The 17,473-nt window shown below is 39.3% G+C and carries 14 protein-coding genes and 2 pseudogenes; 4 read left to right on the forward strand and 12 right to left on the reverse strand.

Annotated features, from left to right (window positions below):
• Positions 1–454: 454 nt before the first annotated feature.
• From L634_RS30525 to L634_RS0103630, 5 genes and pseudogenes are all read right to left on the reverse strand, one after another.
• A pseudogene (locus L634_RS30525) lies at positions 455–2,176 on the reverse strand (CocE/NonD family hydrolase).
• Between the two features lie 79 nt (positions 2,177–2,255).
• Positions 2,256–2,936, reverse strand: coding sequence for an ABC transporter permease (locus L634_RS0103615; RefSeq protein WP_026581268.1), 681 nt, complete (start codon positions 2,934–2,936; stop codon positions 2,256–2,258).
• A 12-nt stretch (positions 2,937–2,948) separates the two neighbouring features.
• Entirely contained in the window at positions 2,949–3,869 is a 921-nt protein-coding gene (locus L634_RS0103620) for an osmoprotectant ABC transporter substrate-binding protein (protein ID WP_442852681.1), read from the reverse strand.
• Positions 3,870–3,888: 19 nt separating this feature from the next.
• The gene (locus L634_RS0103625) at positions 3,889–4,542 is read right to left on the reverse strand and encodes an ABC transporter permease (protein ID WP_026581270.1); all 654 of its coding nucleotides are present in this window, start codon (positions 4,540–4,542) and stop codon (positions 3,889–3,891) included.
• 22 nt (positions 4,543–4,564) lie between these two features.
• Positions 4,565–5,695 carry a betaine/proline/choline family ABC transporter ATP-binding protein gene (locus tag L634_RS0103630; protein WP_026581271.1) on the reverse strand — a complete coding sequence of 377 codons (1,131 nt, stop codon included), beginning with the start codon at positions 5,693–5,695 and terminating at the stop codon, positions 4,565–4,567.
• A gap of 250 nt (positions 5,696–5,945) precedes the next feature.
• On the opposite strand from L634_RS0103630, the gene L634_RS0103635 reads away from it, so the two are divergent.
• The 4 genes from L634_RS0103635 to L634_RS0103650 all read left to right on the forward strand — a co-directional run bounded on the left by L634_RS0103635 (position 5,946) and on the right by L634_RS0103650 (position 9,140).
• Positions 5,946–6,527, forward strand: a complete 582-nt coding sequence (locus L634_RS0103635; RefSeq protein WP_442852682.1) for a GbsR/MarR family transcriptional regulator — start codon at positions 5,946–5,948, stop codon at positions 6,525–6,527.
• A gap of 259 nt (positions 6,528–6,786) precedes the next feature.
• Positions 6,787–7,680 carry a 3-keto-5-aminohexanoate cleavage protein gene (locus L634_RS0103640; protein WP_026581273.1) on the forward strand — a complete coding sequence of 298 codons (894 nt, stop codon included), beginning with the start codon at positions 6,787–6,789 and terminating at the stop codon, positions 7,678–7,680.
• 1 nt (position 7,681) lies between these two features.
• Positions 7,682–8,644: an L-carnitine dehydrogenase gene (locus tag L634_RS0103645; RefSeq protein ID WP_026581274.1), complete on the forward strand. Its 963-nt coding sequence runs from the start codon at positions 7,682–7,684 to the stop codon at positions 8,642–8,644.
• A gap of 19 nt (positions 8,645–8,663) precedes the next feature.
• Positions 8,664–9,140: a thioesterase family protein gene (locus L634_RS0103650; RefSeq protein WP_026581275.1), complete on the forward strand. Its 477-nt coding sequence runs from the start codon at positions 8,664–8,666 to the stop codon at positions 9,138–9,140.
• Between the two features lie 272 nt (positions 9,141–9,412).
• Here L634_RS0103650 and L634_RS34850 read toward each other — a convergent pair whose 3' ends face one another.
• From L634_RS34850 to L634_RS0103685, 7 genes and pseudogenes are all read right to left on the reverse strand, one after another.
• On the reverse strand, positions 9,413–9,928 hold the full coding sequence (locus tag L634_RS34850; protein ID WP_442852683.1) for an ATP-binding protein: 516 nt from the start codon (positions 9,926–9,928) through the stop codon (positions 9,413–9,415).
• A pseudogene (locus tag L634_RS33760) lies at positions 9,917–12,418 on the reverse strand (PAS domain S-box protein); the annotation flags it as partial. The pseudogene L634_RS33760 and the gene L634_RS34850, both read right to left, overlap by 12 nt.
• A 197-nt stretch (positions 12,419–12,615) precedes the next feature.
• On the reverse strand, positions 12,616–13,140 hold the full coding sequence (locus L634_RS0103665; RefSeq protein WP_026581276.1) for a PepSY-associated TM helix domain-containing protein: 525 nt from the start codon (positions 13,138–13,140) through the stop codon (positions 12,616–12,618).
• 843 nt (positions 13,141–13,983) lie between these two features.
• On the reverse strand, positions 13,984–15,354 hold the full coding sequence (locus L634_RS30535; RefSeq protein WP_084028816.1) for an FAD-dependent oxidoreductase: 1,371 nt from the start codon (positions 15,352–15,354) through the stop codon (positions 13,984–13,986).
• A gap of 169 nt (positions 15,355–15,523) precedes the next feature.
• Positions 15,524–16,264: a DinB family protein gene (locus L634_RS0103675; protein WP_232233696.1), complete on the reverse strand. Its 741-nt coding sequence runs from the start codon at positions 16,262–16,264 to the stop codon at positions 15,524–15,526.
• A gap of 127 nt (positions 16,265–16,391) precedes the next feature.
• Positions 16,392–16,907 carry a DinB family protein gene (locus tag L634_RS0103680; RefSeq protein ID WP_026581278.1) on the reverse strand — a complete coding sequence of 172 codons (516 nt, stop codon included), beginning with the start codon at positions 16,905–16,907 and terminating at the stop codon, positions 16,392–16,394.
• 205 nt (positions 16,908–17,112) lie between these two features.
• Positions 17,113–17,433, reverse strand: a complete 321-nt coding sequence (locus L634_RS0103685; protein ID WP_026581279.1) for a MazG nucleotide pyrophosphohydrolase domain-containing protein — start codon at positions 17,431–17,433, stop codon at positions 17,113–17,115.
• Positions 17,434–17,473: the final 40 nt, after the last annotated feature.

Below are 17,473 nucleotides of genomic sequence, written 5' to 3' on the forward strand. Positions count from 1 at the left end.
TCTCCCCCTTTTGTTCAATCATTTCCTTAAAAAAAGCGATTATCCTTCCAAGGTGAACACATTTTTCGGACAAATTCAGCCCTAAATTGTTGCACCTGCGATTTTTTTGTCTTTCAAAAAGGCTCTGTTATCAAATATTGATGGAAGTTACCTATAAATTTTACCCATTGATTTTCACTGCGGCACTCAAGCTTTCCCGTGGGAAGGAATGAGACTCTTCTCGGCTTCGCCTGTGGGGTCTCCCACTCCCTCTTTGGAGCAGGACAATGGAAAAGCATCCTTGAATTAACACCTCGTCGTAAAAAAATGCGATTGCATTTTCGAGGAGTCAAGTGCCCTCCGTTCCAATCAACTCAGTTGGTTAACCTTAGTTAGGCCTGAAAAGCAACAAACTTTACGAAAACAGCGTTCAAAAAAAGACTGTCACAAAAGTTGAGACAGCCTACATTTTTCATCATTTGATTACTGGTAACAATATATGCGAGGGATATTCGCTTTGATGATAGATCGTTTGTTTTGCTTTCTTCATTTCCTTACTAATAAGCATCGTTTTTCCTGTATTTAGGTTCATATCGTAACGCGGGAAATTGCTTGATGAAATTTCCACTCTAATACAGTGTCCAGGCAGGAATACATTACTGGTTGCCCAAAGGTCAATTTCGTATTCGTTAATAGTGTCTTTTATTGCGTCTTCTTGCTTAATCTCATTTGAATAGGTTGCCCGAACGATGCCATCTGTTAAATTGTAAGCTTTTCCATTCGGCATGACATCGACTAATTTGGCTGTAAAATCTGTATCTATGGCATCGGTTTTTGCCCAAAGCTTAACTTTAATCGGCCCTGTTACCTCAAGGGGCTCTGTTAAAGGTTCAGAGGTGTAAACTAATACATCTTCTCTTGATTCGATTTCACGCTGATCACGAGGTCCCATCGTGTTGACGCCAGCAAACAAAGTGCCTCCTCCATTTGTTGGAACTGGGTTAGAGGGATCATATACAAATGTATCGTATGGTTCGCTCCCAGCTGGCTCAACGCTTAAACGGCCATCTCCATAACATGTATTAGCACGGCCACCACTATGAAAATAATAAGGAGTATAGTTTGTTCGGGCAAGCGGCCATTCATATTCATCTCTCCATACATTTGTCCCCATAACAAATAGTTTAATCGGGGCTTCCTCAGCAGCTGATGATACTTTTTCTTTTAACATCGCATCAAACCAGCGGATATGCAGACTTGTTAAATCTTTCTCGTAATCGATCCAGTCACCAGATGCGTGAATGCCAAAAGACCTTTCACCCAATGTTGAACTGAATACACCATGTCCCCAAGGGCCAATGATTAATCTTTGTCCATTCGTTTTTTCATTTAATTGGGTATAGTTTCGAAGGGTGGCCTGTAAAAAGTTATCATACCAGCCAGCGATATGATAGGCAGGAATGTCTACTTTATCATATTTGTGCTGGATACTCATTCGCTCCAGATCTTCTTCACTTAATTTGTTATCGATAAAGTCATAGAAAAAATCTGCCACTCCCAGCTCCTGAAGCGGAGGCCATTTTTCAATTGGCATGTATGAATACCATTCCTCAATGTTATTATAATACTCGGCTAATTTCAGCATCATGGAAGAATATTCTTCTTCGTTTTTGTACTTTCTTTTTATTTGATCTGGAGCAATGGATTCAAGAGCCTAAGTCTCAGATGTGCCTACTAAAAATTTTCCTTTATCTTTAACAGCATCTGTCTGCCAATTGCTTAAAGTCATAGCTGGTACGATTGCATGTAAATGCGGTGGCCTTTCGGCAGCAGCAAGTAATTGTGTGAATCCATAATAGGATAATCCAAACATACCCACTTTTCCTGAAGAATAAGGCAACTGTGCTGCCCATTCTACAGTGTCATAGCCATCTTCTGCTTCATATAGTAGCGGATAAAACTCCCCTTCAGATGCGAACCGTCCTCTAACATCCTGGATCTTTACGGCGTACCCATTTTGCACAAGGCGATTTGTATCCAGATATCGATGAGAAAACATCGGCAAGTCTTTTTTATAGGGCAGGCGCGTCAATAATACCGGAAATTCACTATCTATATTTGGCCGATAAATATCCGAATATAGGATCGTACCGTCTCTCATAGTACAAGATACATTTTTTTCTAATATGATCTCCATTGATTCCACTCCTCAAAAGAATGCTTTCCTTTTAAAAAAATCCACCCTGGTATGTAACCGGATGGATTTTTTTCATCATCTATACAGCCTGCTCCTCAGCTTTTTTCCAAGAACCTTTCTTTTTCACTGGCGAGAGTTTGCGTTCGAACCATGCCATGACCAGATCGGCAATAACGGCCATCAGCGCTGTAGGGATAGCACCTGCCAGGATAATGGCTGTCCCGTCCGTAGCATTTGTACCGCGGAGGATAATGTCTCCTAATCCACCTGCGCCAATAAAAGTGCCAATTGTTGCAATTCCGATTGTAATGACGAGAGCTGTTCGGAGCCCAGCCATAATCACGGACAATGCTAAGGGCAGTTCCACCATACGAAGCACCTGAAATTTCGTCATCCCCATTGCTTTTCCTGATTCTAGCAGGGCATGATCAACATTGCGAACCCCTGTATAAGTATTTTTTATAATAGGCAAAAGTGAATAGAGAAAGAGAGCAAACACGACGGTATTCGTTCCAAGTCCCATAACCAGCATAAGAACAGCCAGCATCGCCAAGGCAGGAATCGTTTGAATAATATTAGCAAGTGACATTACCCATGGACTTAACCGATGATAACGAGAGATTAGTATCCCGACCGGAATTGCCACGATTGCTGCAAGCAGCACGCCATAAGCGGACATTAAAAAGTGCCGATAGAATTGTTCCCATACATAACTTGCATTTTGCGAATAATAATACAAAACGTCTTGGATCGTTTCCAAAATGGACACCCCCTATTTATCTTCAAAGTAATTGTTTTCTTCTAAAAATTCTTTCGCAATGACGGACGGTTCTTTCATTTTTCCATCTGCTTCATAGTTCATTTCCTGCATTTTTTCCGTATCAATGGTACCTGCGAGCTTTTGAAGAATATCCCGAAGCTCAGGATGTTCCCTTAAGACCTCATTACGCGCCACTAATGATGTATCATATGGCGGGAAAAATTGCTTGTCATCTTCTAATACTTTTAAATCATATGCTTTTATGCGACCATCTGTTGTATAGGCAAGCACGACATCCATTTTTCCGTTTGCTGCCGCCTGATAGACTAAACCAATCTGCATTGGATACGTTTTACCGAACTCAAATCCATATTCGTTGACAAATCCTTCATAGCCGTCTCCTTTTCTTTTTAGCCATGCATTATCAACTCCTAATTTCAATCCAGAAACAATTGGTTCTAAATCTGAAACCGTGTTCAAGTTTTCTTCTTCAGCCATTTCTCTCGTAACGGTAAATGCGTATGAATTGGCAAAACCATAGGAATCAAACCATGTTTGATCGAATCGTTTTTCAAATTCACGCTGGACCATTTCAAGCGCTTTTTCTGGATCTTTGACAGGCTCCATACCTAATGCTCCCGCCAAATCTGTTCCTGTATAGCGCGTTGCTGTAATATCAACATCCTCGTTCATCATTGCTTTATGCTGGACAATCGATGAACCTAAGTTATTGACCATTTCCACTTGAACATCTGAATAATGTTCAATCAATAGACGGACAATATTTCCCATAATCTGTGATTCTGACGTGCTCAACGTTCCAACCGCAACTGTATCCTTAGATGGTCCACTCAACCCAGGAAGAGAACAGCCGCTAATAAGAATAGACAGTGATACCGTTAACAAAAATAGTAATCGATTTATTTTTAGCACTTTTCTATTTACCTCCTTCCTATGCCGCTTCTTTCATCTTACGCATTCCTTTAGGCGTTACTGATTTTTCAATACGTCCTAAAAGCAGGTCAATTAATAAGGCTAGAATTGTAACCGGGATCGCCCCAGCAATAATAAATTCAGATTGATACAAGGTTAACCCGCTAAAAATATAATCACCAAGGCCGCCTGCTCCAATATAGGCTGCTAAGGTAGCCCAGCCGATTAAATAAACAGTTGACAGGCGAATTCCCGCCATAATAACAGGGATTGCAAGCGGGATTTCCACATAGCGGATCCGTTCCCATCCAGTCATACCCATCCCGCGCCCTGCTTCTAATAAACTGCGTTTCACACCATTAACACCTGTGTACGTGTTTCTCAAGATGGGTAGGACTGAATAGAAAAATAACGCAATAATCGCAGGTGTTTTTCCAACACCTAAAATGGGAATAAAAAAAGCCAGGATCGCAAAACTCGGAAAGGTCTGAATAACTCCTAATATCCCCATGACAATTCCTGCTCCCTTCGGGAAACGTGTTAACGCGATGCCAAGCGGTACCGCAACAATAATCCCCAATAAAGCAGCAATCACTGATATATATAAATGCTCCAAGGTTTTAACGATCATTTCACTTCCATTAGTACTTAAAAATTGTATAAACGTATTCATCTCATCTCCCTCCTCTTCATGTTTACTGTGTGATTTCCTCTTCTCCCCATATCGAATCGTAAACAATATCCACAAGGCTTGCTCTTGTTACGATCCCAACAAGCCGATGGTCTTGATCGACAACCGGGACATATTTCATTCCTTTTTTCAAAATTTTGCGAATCGTATCCCGCACTAGATTATCTTTATTTACTGTCAGCTCTGTTTCAATTACATCACCTACGAGATTGGCTTTTTTACGTTTCTGGTCAATAATTTCAATGTCAATATATCCTTGAAGGATTTGTGCTTTATCAACAACAAGCAATGAATCTACACGTTGTTCCTTCATTAGTTGAATGGCTTCAGATAACGTTTTTTCCGGTGAAATGGTAATTGGTTTTGGATTCATAATTTGCTCAACCGTCTGAATAGTAGGTTTTACCTGTACAAGACGATCTTTTCCAATAAATTCTTCAACAAATTCATCAGCCGGGTTTCGCAGGATCTCATCTGGTGATGCGCATTGCACTAACTGGCCATCACGCATAATGACAATACGATCAGCCAGCTTTAGCGCCTCATCCATATCATGAGTAACAAACACGATGGTTTTGCCCAATTTTTGTTGGAGATTTTTGAATTCTTCCTGCAAAGAATCTCTTGTAATTGGGTCAAGTGCTCCAAATGGTTCATCCATTAAAATCAATGACTGGTCTGCTGCCAATGCACGCAGCACGCCAATCCTTTGCTGCTGCCCTCCACTAAGCTCGTGCGGATAACGATCCAAGTACTCAGGCGTCATGTCTACTAAATCCAATAACTCTCTAGCACGAGCACGGCGTTTTTCTTCTGGCCATTTTAGTAATTTAGGAACAAGCGAAATGTTTTCCTGAATCGTCATATGCGGAAACAAACCGATTTGCTGGATCACATACCCAATTTCTCTTCTCAGCTGAACCGGATCCTTCTCAATAATATTTTCTCCATTAATATAAATGCTTCCGTCAGAAGGTTCGATTAAACGGTTAATCATTTTCATTGTCGTTGTTTTACCACAGCCACTTGGTCCGATAAAACAGATAAATTCACCTTTATCAAATTCTAATGACAAATTGTTAACCGCTTTTTTTCCTCCTTTATAAACCTTTGAAACATGGTCGAATTTCAGCAAAATGCAGGCACCTCCATAAAATTTTTGCAATCGTAAATATAAATGCGCATATTTAACAGCTGCATTTTTTAGTATAGAGTAAAGTTTGTAAAATAAAAAGTTTATAAACTTTACATATTGTATAAAATTCACGTAAAATATTTCTTGTATAAAGTTTATATGGTGTTTTTCTTAAGATTCCTTGCTGTTCTTTTTCTTTCCTGGCATTTCCTCATTTTTGGTTTTATAAATAAATATGGTACATTGACTTATGAAGCTGGCTATTGGAAGGGTGTTCCACGTGGATGAAAAACCATTATTAAAAGTGAAACAGGTTGAAGATCAATTTGCGGAAAAAATTGCAGATAATATGCGCACATTCGGAGTCTCAACGACAGTCGGGAGAGTGCTGGGGATTATTTATATGAATCGAAAACCAATGACTCTTGATGAATTGTCGGAAGCTACTGGGATGAGCAAGACCCGGATGAGTCAGGTTATGCGAGAAATGCTCGATCTTAACATTGCGGAAAAGGTTTTTGAAAAAGGAGTCCGTAAAGACTTATATAATGTCGAGCAGGACTATTATCAAACCTTTATTTCGCTGTTCACATCCAATTGGCAAAAAGTCATCAATAAAAACAAACTTTTCGAGAAAAAGCTATCTGCTGAATTAAGGGACGTGCTCCAAAATGAGGATATTAATGAAGAAACTGAGCAGAAGATAAATGAGCTGCTGCAGGAAACAAAGGAATGGCTAAATTACTACCAATGGTTAGGAAATTTAGTCGAGTTCTTCGATAGTGGAGAAATATTCAAACATGTTCCGAAGCCTGAGAATTCCCAACACTAATTAAGTGGAAATTGTCTTGGCAAATATGAAAAATCATGCAATACCTTGAAAAAAGAGAAAATGGAAGCTTACCCATTTTCTCTTTTTTATTTACAAAGTGAAACTTCCATCAGTGGCGAGTTTTTATTCCCTCTAATGGTTAGTTGAACGAGCCGGGTACTTTCTGATGAATATTTCCCCTTTCCTCTCATGAAATCTCTAAATTTTATTGCAGGAGTATTAGTGCCAGTTCATTCGGAATAAAAAAGGAGGAGACATTATGAATAAAAATGTAATCGTAACATGTGCTGTAACAGGGGCAGGAGAAACGGCAAAAAAAAGCTCACACGTGCCAGTAACCCCTGAAGAGATAGCGAAATCTTCCATTGAAGCAGCGAAGGCAGGTGCCACAATCGCTCATATCCATGTGCGTGATCCCAAAACGGGAGCACTTAGCCATGACCCTGCCCTATTTAAAGAAGTCGTTGAAAGAATACGAGAATCAGATACAGATGTTATTCTAAATATTACTGCTGGCGGAGGCGGGGATTGGATTCCAAGCAAAGAGAATCCAGCAATTGGGGGTCCTGGAACGGACATGCAAACACCAGAAGAGCGCCATGAACCTGTGGGAGCTTTATTGCCTGAAATCTGTACATTAGATTGCGGGAGTCTTAATTTCGGCGACCAACTTTACGTCAGTCCAACAGATTGGCTGCGCAAGCAAGCTCGCCTCATTCAGGAAAGCGGTGTGAAGCCTGAATTGGAATGCTTTGATACCGGTCATGTTCGCTTTGCTAAACAATTAATTGAAGAAGGCCTTATTGATGGTGATCCGATGTTCCAATTTTGCCTTGGAATCCCATGGGGAGCAGAAGCGGATGCAGAAACCATGCTGTATATGCGCGATAAACTTCCGGAAAATGCTCACTGGTCAGCATTTGGAATTGGTCGAATGCAAATGCCAATGGCGATCCAATCTATGCTTCTAGGCGGAAATGTTCGTGTAGGCTTGGAGGATAATCTTTACCTGGATAAAGGCGTTTTGGCAACAAATGCACAGTTGGTAGATCGAGTGGTTACAACCATGAACGGATTAGGTGCTAAACCAATGACACCTCAAGAAGCACGAAAACACCTGGGATTAAGAAATCCTCATGGAAAGGCTGAATAAAATGGGAACAAATACGATTAAAAAAGTTGCGGTTGTTGGAACAGGTGTGATTGGAAACGGATGGATTTCTCGTTTTCTATCACAAGGCTATGATGTCGTTGCAACAGACCCGGCAGAAAATGCAGAAGTACGTATAAGAGAAAGTATAGAGAATGCTTGGCCAGCACTCGAAAAGCAAGGATTAGCTGAAGGTGCTTCCAAGGACAGGCTAAAGTTCGAACCAGACTTGGCAAAAGCCGTAGCAGATGCTGATCTTATTCAGGAAAATGTTCCTGAGCGGGAAGAGTTAAAAAGAAAGATCCTGGCAGAAATTGACCGCTTCTCTAAACCGGAAGCGATTATTGCCTCAAGTACTTCAGGCCTAAAGCCAAGTACATTACAGGAAGATTGCGAACGTCCTGAACGTGTAATCGTTGCGCATCCGTTCAATCCCGTTTATTTAATTCCACTGGTAGAATTGGTTGGCGGAAAAGACACTTCTCCTGAAACTATAAAAATGGCAGAGCAATTTTATCAATCTATTAAAATGAAGTCGCTTGTAATTTCAACCGAAGTGGAAGGCCATGTTGCTGACCGTCTTATGGAAGCTATTTGGCGCGAAGCACTTCACCTTGTAAATGACGGAGTCGCCTCAACTGAAGAAGTAGACGCAGCTATCATCTACGGTCCTGGATTGCGCTGGGCGCTTATGGGGCCATTTTTGACCCTTCATCTTGCAGGCGGTGAACAAGGGATGAGACACATGCTTGAACAATTTGGTCCAGCCTTAAAACTGCCATGGACTAAATTAGTTGCACCCGACCTTACTGAGGAACTGACAAACCGGGTTGTTGAAGGGTGTGAAGCTCAAACTGCTGGACATTCTATCACAGAACTTGAACAGCGACGTGATGAATTCTTGATTGAGCTTATGCAATTGCTTGAAAAATATTGGCCGGGAGCAAGCTTAAACGGAAAGCTCTAACATGGAAGGAGGAAGTCAATTGGCTCAGATTGAAAACCCGCTCTTAAAGGAAAACGTCCGAAAAGATTGGATCGATTATAATGGGCATATGACAGATTCGGCCTATGCTGCCGTCTTCAGTATGGCAGTAGACCAATTAATGGTGGAATTAGGAATTGATGCCGATTTTCGTGATAAACATCAATATTCTATTTACACATTAGAAACGCACCTTTGCTATATAGCTGAGGCTCATGAAGGACAAGCACTTCAAGTCAAAATTCAGCTGTTAGATTATGATGCAAAACGATTACATGTCTTTTTTACTATGGAAAATGAGAAAGGCGATCCACTCGCAACTAGTGAGCAAATGCTAATGGGCATGGATATGAACGAAGGACGGCCTGCTCCTTTCCCAACTGAGATCCACACACGTGTTAAAAGTCTTGGCAACTTGCATAAAAGCCTGCAAATGCCTAAACAAGCTGGCAGAACAATTGGTATTCGGAAGAAATAAGAATATACTAAAAGCTCCTTGTGCAAGAAAAAAGACTTAAATAATGATCCGTATTTATTATGAAGGCCTGCCTCAATTGATTTATGGGGCAGGCCTTATTCTTAAGTTCATTTTAGAAACTGCCAGCAATTAAATATGATCAATACATGAAGAGACACGTTTCCAATAAACGCGTCCTATAATAGAAACATTGGGCAGCTTCTAATAGATGGGTTTACTTAATAAAAAATATCCCCTGCATGATCTAAATTCCCTATGTAAACGCTGCAATATTAAATGGCTTCTGTTGAATTTGAAATCACTTTTTCTGCAGATGAATGGATAGGCAAAATGACGTCGACGGTTGTTCCCTTATGGATTTCACTTTTAATCGAGATCTTTCCTTGATGCTCTTCAATAATTTTATAACACATCATTAACCCTAAGCCGGTTCCTTTTTCTTTAAGACTATAAAAAGGTTCGCCGAGATGTGGAATACGCTCTTTTGGAATCCCGCAGCCCTGATCTATACAACGTATTAAAACGTGATTGTGGCCCAGTTTCTTTACTTGAATGACTATTTTCCCATCCCTGTCCATCGCTTCAATCGAATTTTTTAAGATATTAATAAGTACTTGTTTTAATTGGTTCACTTCGCATTGAATCAATGGGATGTCTTCTTCCTCTTCTATGATTACTTTTATATTGCTGCTGATTGCTTCAGGATAAACAACAGCTAAAGCCTGTTCAATTAACATTCGCAAATCCTGAAGTTGAATCGTGGTTGCCTGTGGCTTGGCTACTGCCATAAATTGATTGGTAATTAATTCAATTTGATTAACCTCAGCTTGCATCACATCGATATATCCTTTATTGCTTTCATCTATTGAAGATTGCAGTAAACTTAGAAATCCTTTGAGAGAAGTCAAGGGATTTCGAATTTCGTGAGCAATTCCTGCTGATAATTGACCGACCACAGCAAGCTTCTCCGATTTTCTTAGTAATTCTTCCGCTTGCTTCAGTTCTGTAATATCCCGTCCAATGATTACAAGTCCTTTACGTTGCCGATCAGAATTAAAAACTGGCACCTTAATAACTTCAAAAATAATTGATTCGCCATCAGGCTGTGGGATCACTTCTTCACTTCTGGTGATATGGCCATTTTCCCATGTTTTTTCATCTGATTCCTCGCAGCAATAAAAAGTATCTCTACAGAGGTCATTGTAGGCAGCCAGTTCGCTATCACTTTTACCATGATATGGGACATTCTCGAATTGAAAATAAGAAAGTGCTGTATCGTTTACTTCAAGCCATTTTCCTTCACCATCTTTAAATACAATTACGTCAGGCATGGCATTTATTAATGTGCGTAAACGTTTCTCGCTTTCTTTCAATGCTTCTTCCATTCGTTTATGTTCCGTAATATCCCTTAAGATGGATACGAAAGCTGACACATTCCCCTTCTCATTTACAATTGGGGAGACGAAGCTGCTTACATCAATGAAACTTCCATCTTTTCTCTGCCTAATTGTTTCATATGACATAACATGTCTGTTATTTAATATTTTTTGAAAGATTTCGGTACACTGATCAAACAGGAAATTAGGGATAATAGGCAGCTGTCTTCCTATTACCTCCTGTTCAGTCCAGCCAAATACTTCTTCAAAAGCTTTATTTACTTTAATGACATTAAAGTGTAAGTCGAAAATAATAATAGAATCCACTGTGTTTTTAAGAAACAAGTCCAATTGCTGTTTCGTTGATTGGAGTTCTTTTTCCATCTGTTTATTTTTAGTAATATCTTTTACAATTCCATAAACTCCAACAATCTCATTGTCTATAAAAGTGGGGAAACTTTTCACTTTAAAATCTACACGGTGCCCATTTTTGTGCTTAATCGCGATCTCATATTCCTGCTGTTTTCCTTTTATTGTTTTTTCCAAATATTTCAATCCATCTTCTAGATGTTCTGGAAGAATTAACGATTTAAGATCTATCTTTTGAAGCTCTTCAACCGTATATCCCACCATTCTCTCCATTGCTGGATTCGCATCCAATAAATTCCCCTGTAAATCACAAGAATAGATTCCGTCAGGGTTATGATCAAAAAGGGATTTATAAAATTCTGTAGATTTAATTGATTTTTTTACGGCAGGTTGTTCTCTGTTGTTGATATTTGGAATGATATCCCCTCTATTCATATTTGATAAATACTTCTTATCTATACCATCGGGCGAAGAACTTGGAGCAAGCAACATGTCCTTAAAACTTGTTAAGATCGGAGGAATAACGTGAACAACTGCACCGATAGTGATTCCCCCATAAATAAAAGGGGTTAGCTCAAATCTCCAAATTCCTTTTAAATGTTCAATTTCCCAATAAGTCCTGGAAGCTAAGGATAATGATAGAGAAGGAGTATTGATCAAAAAATTGTTCGAATTAATTAATCCCTGTTCATATAAAATAGGAGATGCTTTAATCACATTCCATCCACGATCTAAAACTGCTAAATAGCACTTGGACTGCTGTGAGATACTTAGGCTTTGGTAATATTCAGATAGCTTAAAGCGTTCCAGTTTTAATTGGTTACGCAGCATTCCAGTTACATTTTGTGCCGCTGCTGTAACGACTGATAAAAAATATGGATGATTGACTGTCCATAGCCCAGTCAAATCAATGACTCCCAACATTTTTTTGGTGGCAGGATCATGAATGGGAGCAGCTGAGCATGTCCATTTTTGTACCTCTTGGCAAAAGTGTTCTCCAGCAAACACTTGAATCGGAGAACCGGTAGCAATTGCCAATCCAATGCCATTCGTGCCTGCATTGCTTTCTTTCCATGATGAGCCAGCAACCAAATTCATATCCTCAGCCTTGAGCATTAGCGACAAATCTCCATCTATATAAACGATATCTCCGGAAGGATTACAATACGTTATCAAATGGCCGGAATCCATATACATGTCCTTTAATTTCGTAAGAACCGGTTTTATCATATAAAATAAGGTATCTGTTGATACATATTCCTTAATTTGTTCTTCACTAAGGCTGATAGAAGTCTTACTTTGAAGTGGACTGATTCCTTGTTCCAAACAGCGCTTCCATGAATCATACATTAAAGGGCGGATTGTTGGAGTTTTGTTGTTGCCAGAAACAAACTTTTCCCATTCACGTTCCAGCTTTAGTTTTAGGTTATTCATTACTATAGCTATACCCCCTAAAATAAATGATTGTAAATATCCCGCTTTTACAATATTAGAAAATTCTGGGCTATTGATGTTCGCCTCCTTAAAAATCATATTGCTTTTAAATTATATATTAAAAGTTTGACTCTTTTCTCATAGATTAGTGTTATTGTTTGTAAATTTTGCGCTTTGGTAAAACTAAGTTTTCCTTCAAAAAGCAGCAAATTTCACGAAAAGAGCTTGGAACTAACCAAAAGTATTTTAAAATCGTTAAAACATAGTCTATTTTATTTTTATTAAGAGTTATGTTATTAAACTTGCAAATCTTTTGGCTTTTTTCTAGCCTTTAAACGCTTATACAGCGGAAATCCAACCATATAATACCCTGAAAAGGATAGCAGAATCAGGGATAAACCTGCCATTGTCAATAGACTGTATCTATACCAATTTCCAAAGAAGGAACCATCATGCAAAGTAATGAGGAAGGTTGAGTAATCTGGATTTGTCGATAAAACTTTTCCTGTACTCGCATCGATCTGAACACTTTGACTATTATTAAAGCGAACCTGGTAAACATTGGCACTTGGCCTATACTCAATTCTGAATATATCTTCTGCCGAGGATGCATCTGGGAGTTCCTGAGACGTGGCAATAGTCACGACCTTATCGATTGGCAGTGACTGACTTGGACTCGCCTCTTTCCCCATCCTTAACTCATCAGCCACTCCGAAGGGTATCATATAAACAAGCAAGAGGCCTGTGACAGCAACGAACATAAAAACAAAAGATAATATCAATCCTGACCATTTATGTACTTTTCGGCTAAATTGGTACAAACTCATAGCTCTTGACAAATTACCACCACACCCTTTGTCTTATTTTTAGGCTCTTTTCTCATGAATTGTTGTTTTTACTTATTAATTTTGCCCGTTGATTTCCACTACGGGCACTCAAGCTTTCCCGGGGAAGGAATGGGAGCCTCCTCGGCTTCGCCTGTGGTGTCTCCCACTCCCTCTTTTCCGCAGGAGTCAAGTGCCCTCCGTTCCAATCAGCTCAGTTGGTTAAACTAAGTTCGTTCGTCTTCAAAAAGCAACAAACTTTACGAAAAGAGCATTAATAAATCATCACCGTTTATGCCAAACCGTCGGTGATTCCGTTATTTGCTCTTTCCTTAGCAGAAACGGTTCAGCAGCCTCAAATATTCTCCAAAATCACCTCCTTTTTACCATGTCCCCACAAAAATATAAAACGCTTCCATTAAAGACACGGAATATTTAAAAAATTCATAATTCTATGGTGGCTTAATGTGATTTTACGTGGATAAATTAGGTTTGTCAATTATATTTTACTATATTAGTAAAATAGTAAATTACTAAATTAATAAGGGAATATACTAAAGTTTTATTCTGAAAATAAAATAATACGAACAAGTAAAACCTTTTTCTAATCAGCAATTCCATAAAAATACAAATGAAAAAATAAAAAGAAAAGGTGACCGCCTTAAGTGACCCTTGAATAAAATCACACCCGATAAAATTATGTACAAAAAAATAACTCCCCAAAAAAAGGGAGCTCTAAAATGGCTAATCATCCAAAGGAATCGCGGGCTGCATTCGCATTGGCTCAATATGTTTGGTCAAAAGCATTTAATAAGAGCAAGAGGCTCCAACATTTACAGATTATCTTTCAAAGGATGGCGGATTCTTTACATTTTTTTGTTTCTTAATCTTTTTCTTCTGATTGGTTAATACAGCAAACACTACTTTAGAGTGGAAAAGGTGCAAGGGAGACCGAATTAAATTCATTACTCTGCCTAATCTAAGATATACTTCCGGATCAAAAGCCGAAAGCTTATATACCTCTTTGCTATACCACTGTTTAATCGGCTGTATGAGAGGCCTGTCTCCTTTAATATCTGGATTCCGGAATGCCTCTGTAATGGCCATCTCCCAAGGAGTAGCAATCAAATGCGAAATTCTCTTGTGAAATGTTTTGGTAAACCCTTTATCTGGATAGGCAAAATGTTTCAAATAACTCTGTAGCTCTAAGGCTTCCATAGCTGCGACAGAAATACCTTGCCCAAATACAGGATCAAAGCGGCAATGCGCATCTCCAACTATCAGGAAACCTTCCGGGACATCCGCCAGGTCAAAACGCCGGCGCACCTGATAAGGAATCTTATGTATTTTTATCTCTGATATTGGCTCCACTTGTTCGAGAAAATGAAGTACATCAGGGACGGGTAACTTTTGGGCATAAGCAAAAAATTCCTCATTGGTAATTGGCGCGGGTTCATTGGCATAACCGCTAAAGGTAACAGAGAAACGATTCTCTTCAATCGTTTGAATAAAAGCACCATACGGGTTTTCAGGGAAGCTGGGAGAAATCAGAAGATTACACCAGTCTGGACGTTCCTGATTTTTAAGACGAAAAAATCTGGTGGCATAGAAAAGCTGAATCCACACCTTTTCTTCCTTTATCCCTATTCCATATGATCTTAGCCACTCAACACTTTTTGAACCAAACCCGCTAGCATCAACAACCAGATCTGCATAAAGTTCTTCTTCTCTTCCTGTCTTAAGGGAGCGTACCTGCACACCGGATATTTTATTATGTTGGCGATCTAATAACAGCCGCTCGGCCTTCGTTTCGTACTTGGCTTCAATATTGGATACTTGGTCAATACGGTTTTGCAAATGCCACTCTAACATAGGCCAGCTTTGTTGAACCATAACTAATTCTCCTGGAAACCGCTGTTTCCAGAAACCAAAATGATGCCATTTCAAATCTCTTGTAAAATTATTTACAATACTCCCATCTTCTATTAATTGATCAAGGAAATGCGGAAACAATTTCTCAATTGCTTCTTCACCGCCTTTTAATAAAACATGAGGATGATAGCTTTGCGGCACTCTCTTCCTTGGGGCTTTTTCTTCCCATCTTTGATCGGCTTCCAAGATGATTACCTTTCGAAAGGAATGTGACAGGGCTTTAGCAGCTAATTTCCCAGCGATGCTTCCTCCGATAACAATTGCTTTCTCCAATAGGATACTTCCTCCAATCTTTCAGCAAATATTGTCGGGATTTTATTTCTATCTATTGTTTTTTAAAAACCTTACATCCGACAAACCGCTGACACAGCCCCCTCTGCTATTCATTATAAATTGATTTATTTTTACTTCATGTGTGGCCCATTTCCGGTATAATCACAAACCGTTATCATTTAAAGAGGAAATATACATAATCCGTGGGTACGCCGCATTCACCTTGTTGTCTTAGCATGGCTGTTACATTGCCTCGATGGTAGGTTCCATGGTTTACTACATGATGAATGAGATCAGCTAGTATGAATTCACAGCGGCCATACCTGGGGTGCTCGGTAATGATAACTCGTTCTGAATCTTGCTGCTCTGCAAAAAAACTGTAAAATTCCTTTGATAGTGCAGCATATAACGCTTCAAGTTCATCTATTTCGGCTCCTGCCGCTTCTGACTTTCGATGCTCAACTTCTTTGACTGTTTCATGGAAACTGCTTCCCTTCATCGTCTCCAGCCAGGTAATGTCTGTTGCATAAAGGTGAATCAAAACTTCTGAAATCGATGAGAAAACACTTTTAATTGTCTTTTTTGAAACGCTATCAGGCAGTTGTTTTAAGTGCTGGAACACTTGTTGGTTAGCCCAAACGTGGTAATCGTACATTTTTATGGCCCGGTTATTTTCCATTAGCTTATGCCCCTCTCTTTTTGTCACATTTTTGAATAAGGATCTTTTCTCATAAAATGTTGTTTTTACTAATAAATTCTGCCCGTTGATTTCAGCACGGCGCACTTGCTTTCCGCGGGGAGGAATGAGAACGCCTGCGGGGTCTCCCACTTCCCTCACTTCCCGCAGGACATTGGAAAAGCATCCTTGAATAAACACCTCGTCGTAAGAAAATGCGAATGCATTTTTGAGGATCAAGTGCCCTCCGCTTTAATCAACTCAGTTGGTTAAACTAAGTTTTCCGCCCGAAAAGCAACAAACTTTACAAAAACAGCCTTGTATAAATAAGAAATCAATTAAAACCACATACACTGCTGCTTTAAAGTTATTCAAATAATGATGGTCTCGGTTCAGCCATGCCAAAATGTGCCCATTCTTCCTTTGAAGGACCGTATATACCAGGAACATGAAGTCCTGCCTGCCTCATAAGAATAGTCATTTGTCCTCGATGATGAGTTTGGTGCTGATTTAAAAATAGTAAAAGATTTCCCTTTGCCATTTTTTGACCAAAGAAATCAATCTGTTCAGATAAGTTCTCATCAGTCCATTGAGTTTTCAATGCCTCAACAAGTTGATTTGAAGATTTAATATAGCTTTCAGCAATAAAATTAGCCGAAGAAGGGACGGACCAGTCTTCACTTGGTGCTTCAAATCTTAAACCTGCCTGTGAGCTAATCACTTTAATGGATGTAACCGTATGCCATGCAATACGTCCTAAAGACCAGTGCTGTGAAGAAACCTCCTGTTTCAAAGATTCATCAGTAAGAGTTTTAAGAAGCTTACTTGTAGCTCCGGCTTCAAATTCCCAAGATTTCAAAAAATCGTTTAAGCTTTGATACATCCAAAGCCTCCTCTCCATAGATAGTCACTTTAACATTCTCCCTTTTATGGAAATTTCCTCCTGAATCTTTTAAAAATAATTCTTGTATAGGCTTTTTTATAAAGCATATAGTGCCAGTAACGGTTTAATTAGATGGCCCTATACATAAAAAAAAGGGCACATTTCTTATTCCAGAAATGTGCCTTGCTGCTGAAAAAACTTTTTCCTAATTGTTAGAATAGCGTTCTGATAGTTTCTTTTTATGTGACTGAAACACCTCTTCCAGCGGAATATTGTACTTGTTTGCAATCACAATTATATTGCCTAATACATCCCCTAATTCTTCAGTTAATTCCTGTTTATTTTCCTCATAAGTTCCCATTGCTTCATCAGGTCTATCCCTGCCTATCTCAAGAGCTCTTATTGCTCGGGCAACCTCACCTGTTTCTTCTGCTAAAAAGCCAATCCGAATAAAAATATCTAACTCAGACCAGCCTCTGCTTTCATAATAGTCCTTAACCCATTGCTGAAATTCAGTGACAATCATTTTTTTCAACCTCCAATTCATATATTCAGTTTAACAAAAA

Origin of the sequence: Bacillus sp. J33 (assembly GCF_000518885.1) — a bacterium.
GTDB lineage: Bacteria > Bacillota > Bacilli > Bacillales > Cytobacillaceae > Cytobacillus.

What these genes read in the sequence shown, in the direction of transcription:
- L634_RS0103685 (WP_026581279.1), bottom strand. Translation starts at nt 17,433, where the DNA reads ATGATTGTCACTGAATTTCAGCAATGGGTTAAGGACTATTATGAAAGC.
- L634_RS0103680 (WP_026581278.1), bottom strand. Translation starts at nt 16,907, where the DNA reads ATGTATCAAAGCTTAAACGATTTTTTGAAATCTTGGGAATTTGAAGCC.
- L634_RS0103640 (WP_026581273.1), top strand. Translation starts at nt 6,787, where the DNA reads ATGAATAAAAATGTAATCGTAACATGTGCTGTAACAGGGGCAGGAGAA.
- L634_RS0103635 (WP_442852682.1), top strand. Translation starts at nt 5,946, where the DNA reads ATGAAGCTGGCTATTGGAAGGGTGTTCCACGTGGATGAAAAACCATTA.
- L634_RS34850 (WP_442852683.1), bottom strand. Translation starts at nt 9,928, where the DNA reads ATGGCAGTAGCCAAGCCACAGGCAACCACGATTCAACTTCAGGATTTG.
- L634_RS0103645 (WP_026581274.1), top strand. Translation starts at nt 7,682, where the DNA reads ATGGGAACAAATACGATTAAAAAAGTTGCGGTTGTTGGAACAGGTGTG.
- L634_RS0103625 (WP_026581270.1), bottom strand. Translation starts at nt 4,542, where the DNA reads ATGAATACGTTTATACAATTTTTAAGTACTAATGGAAGTGAAATGATC.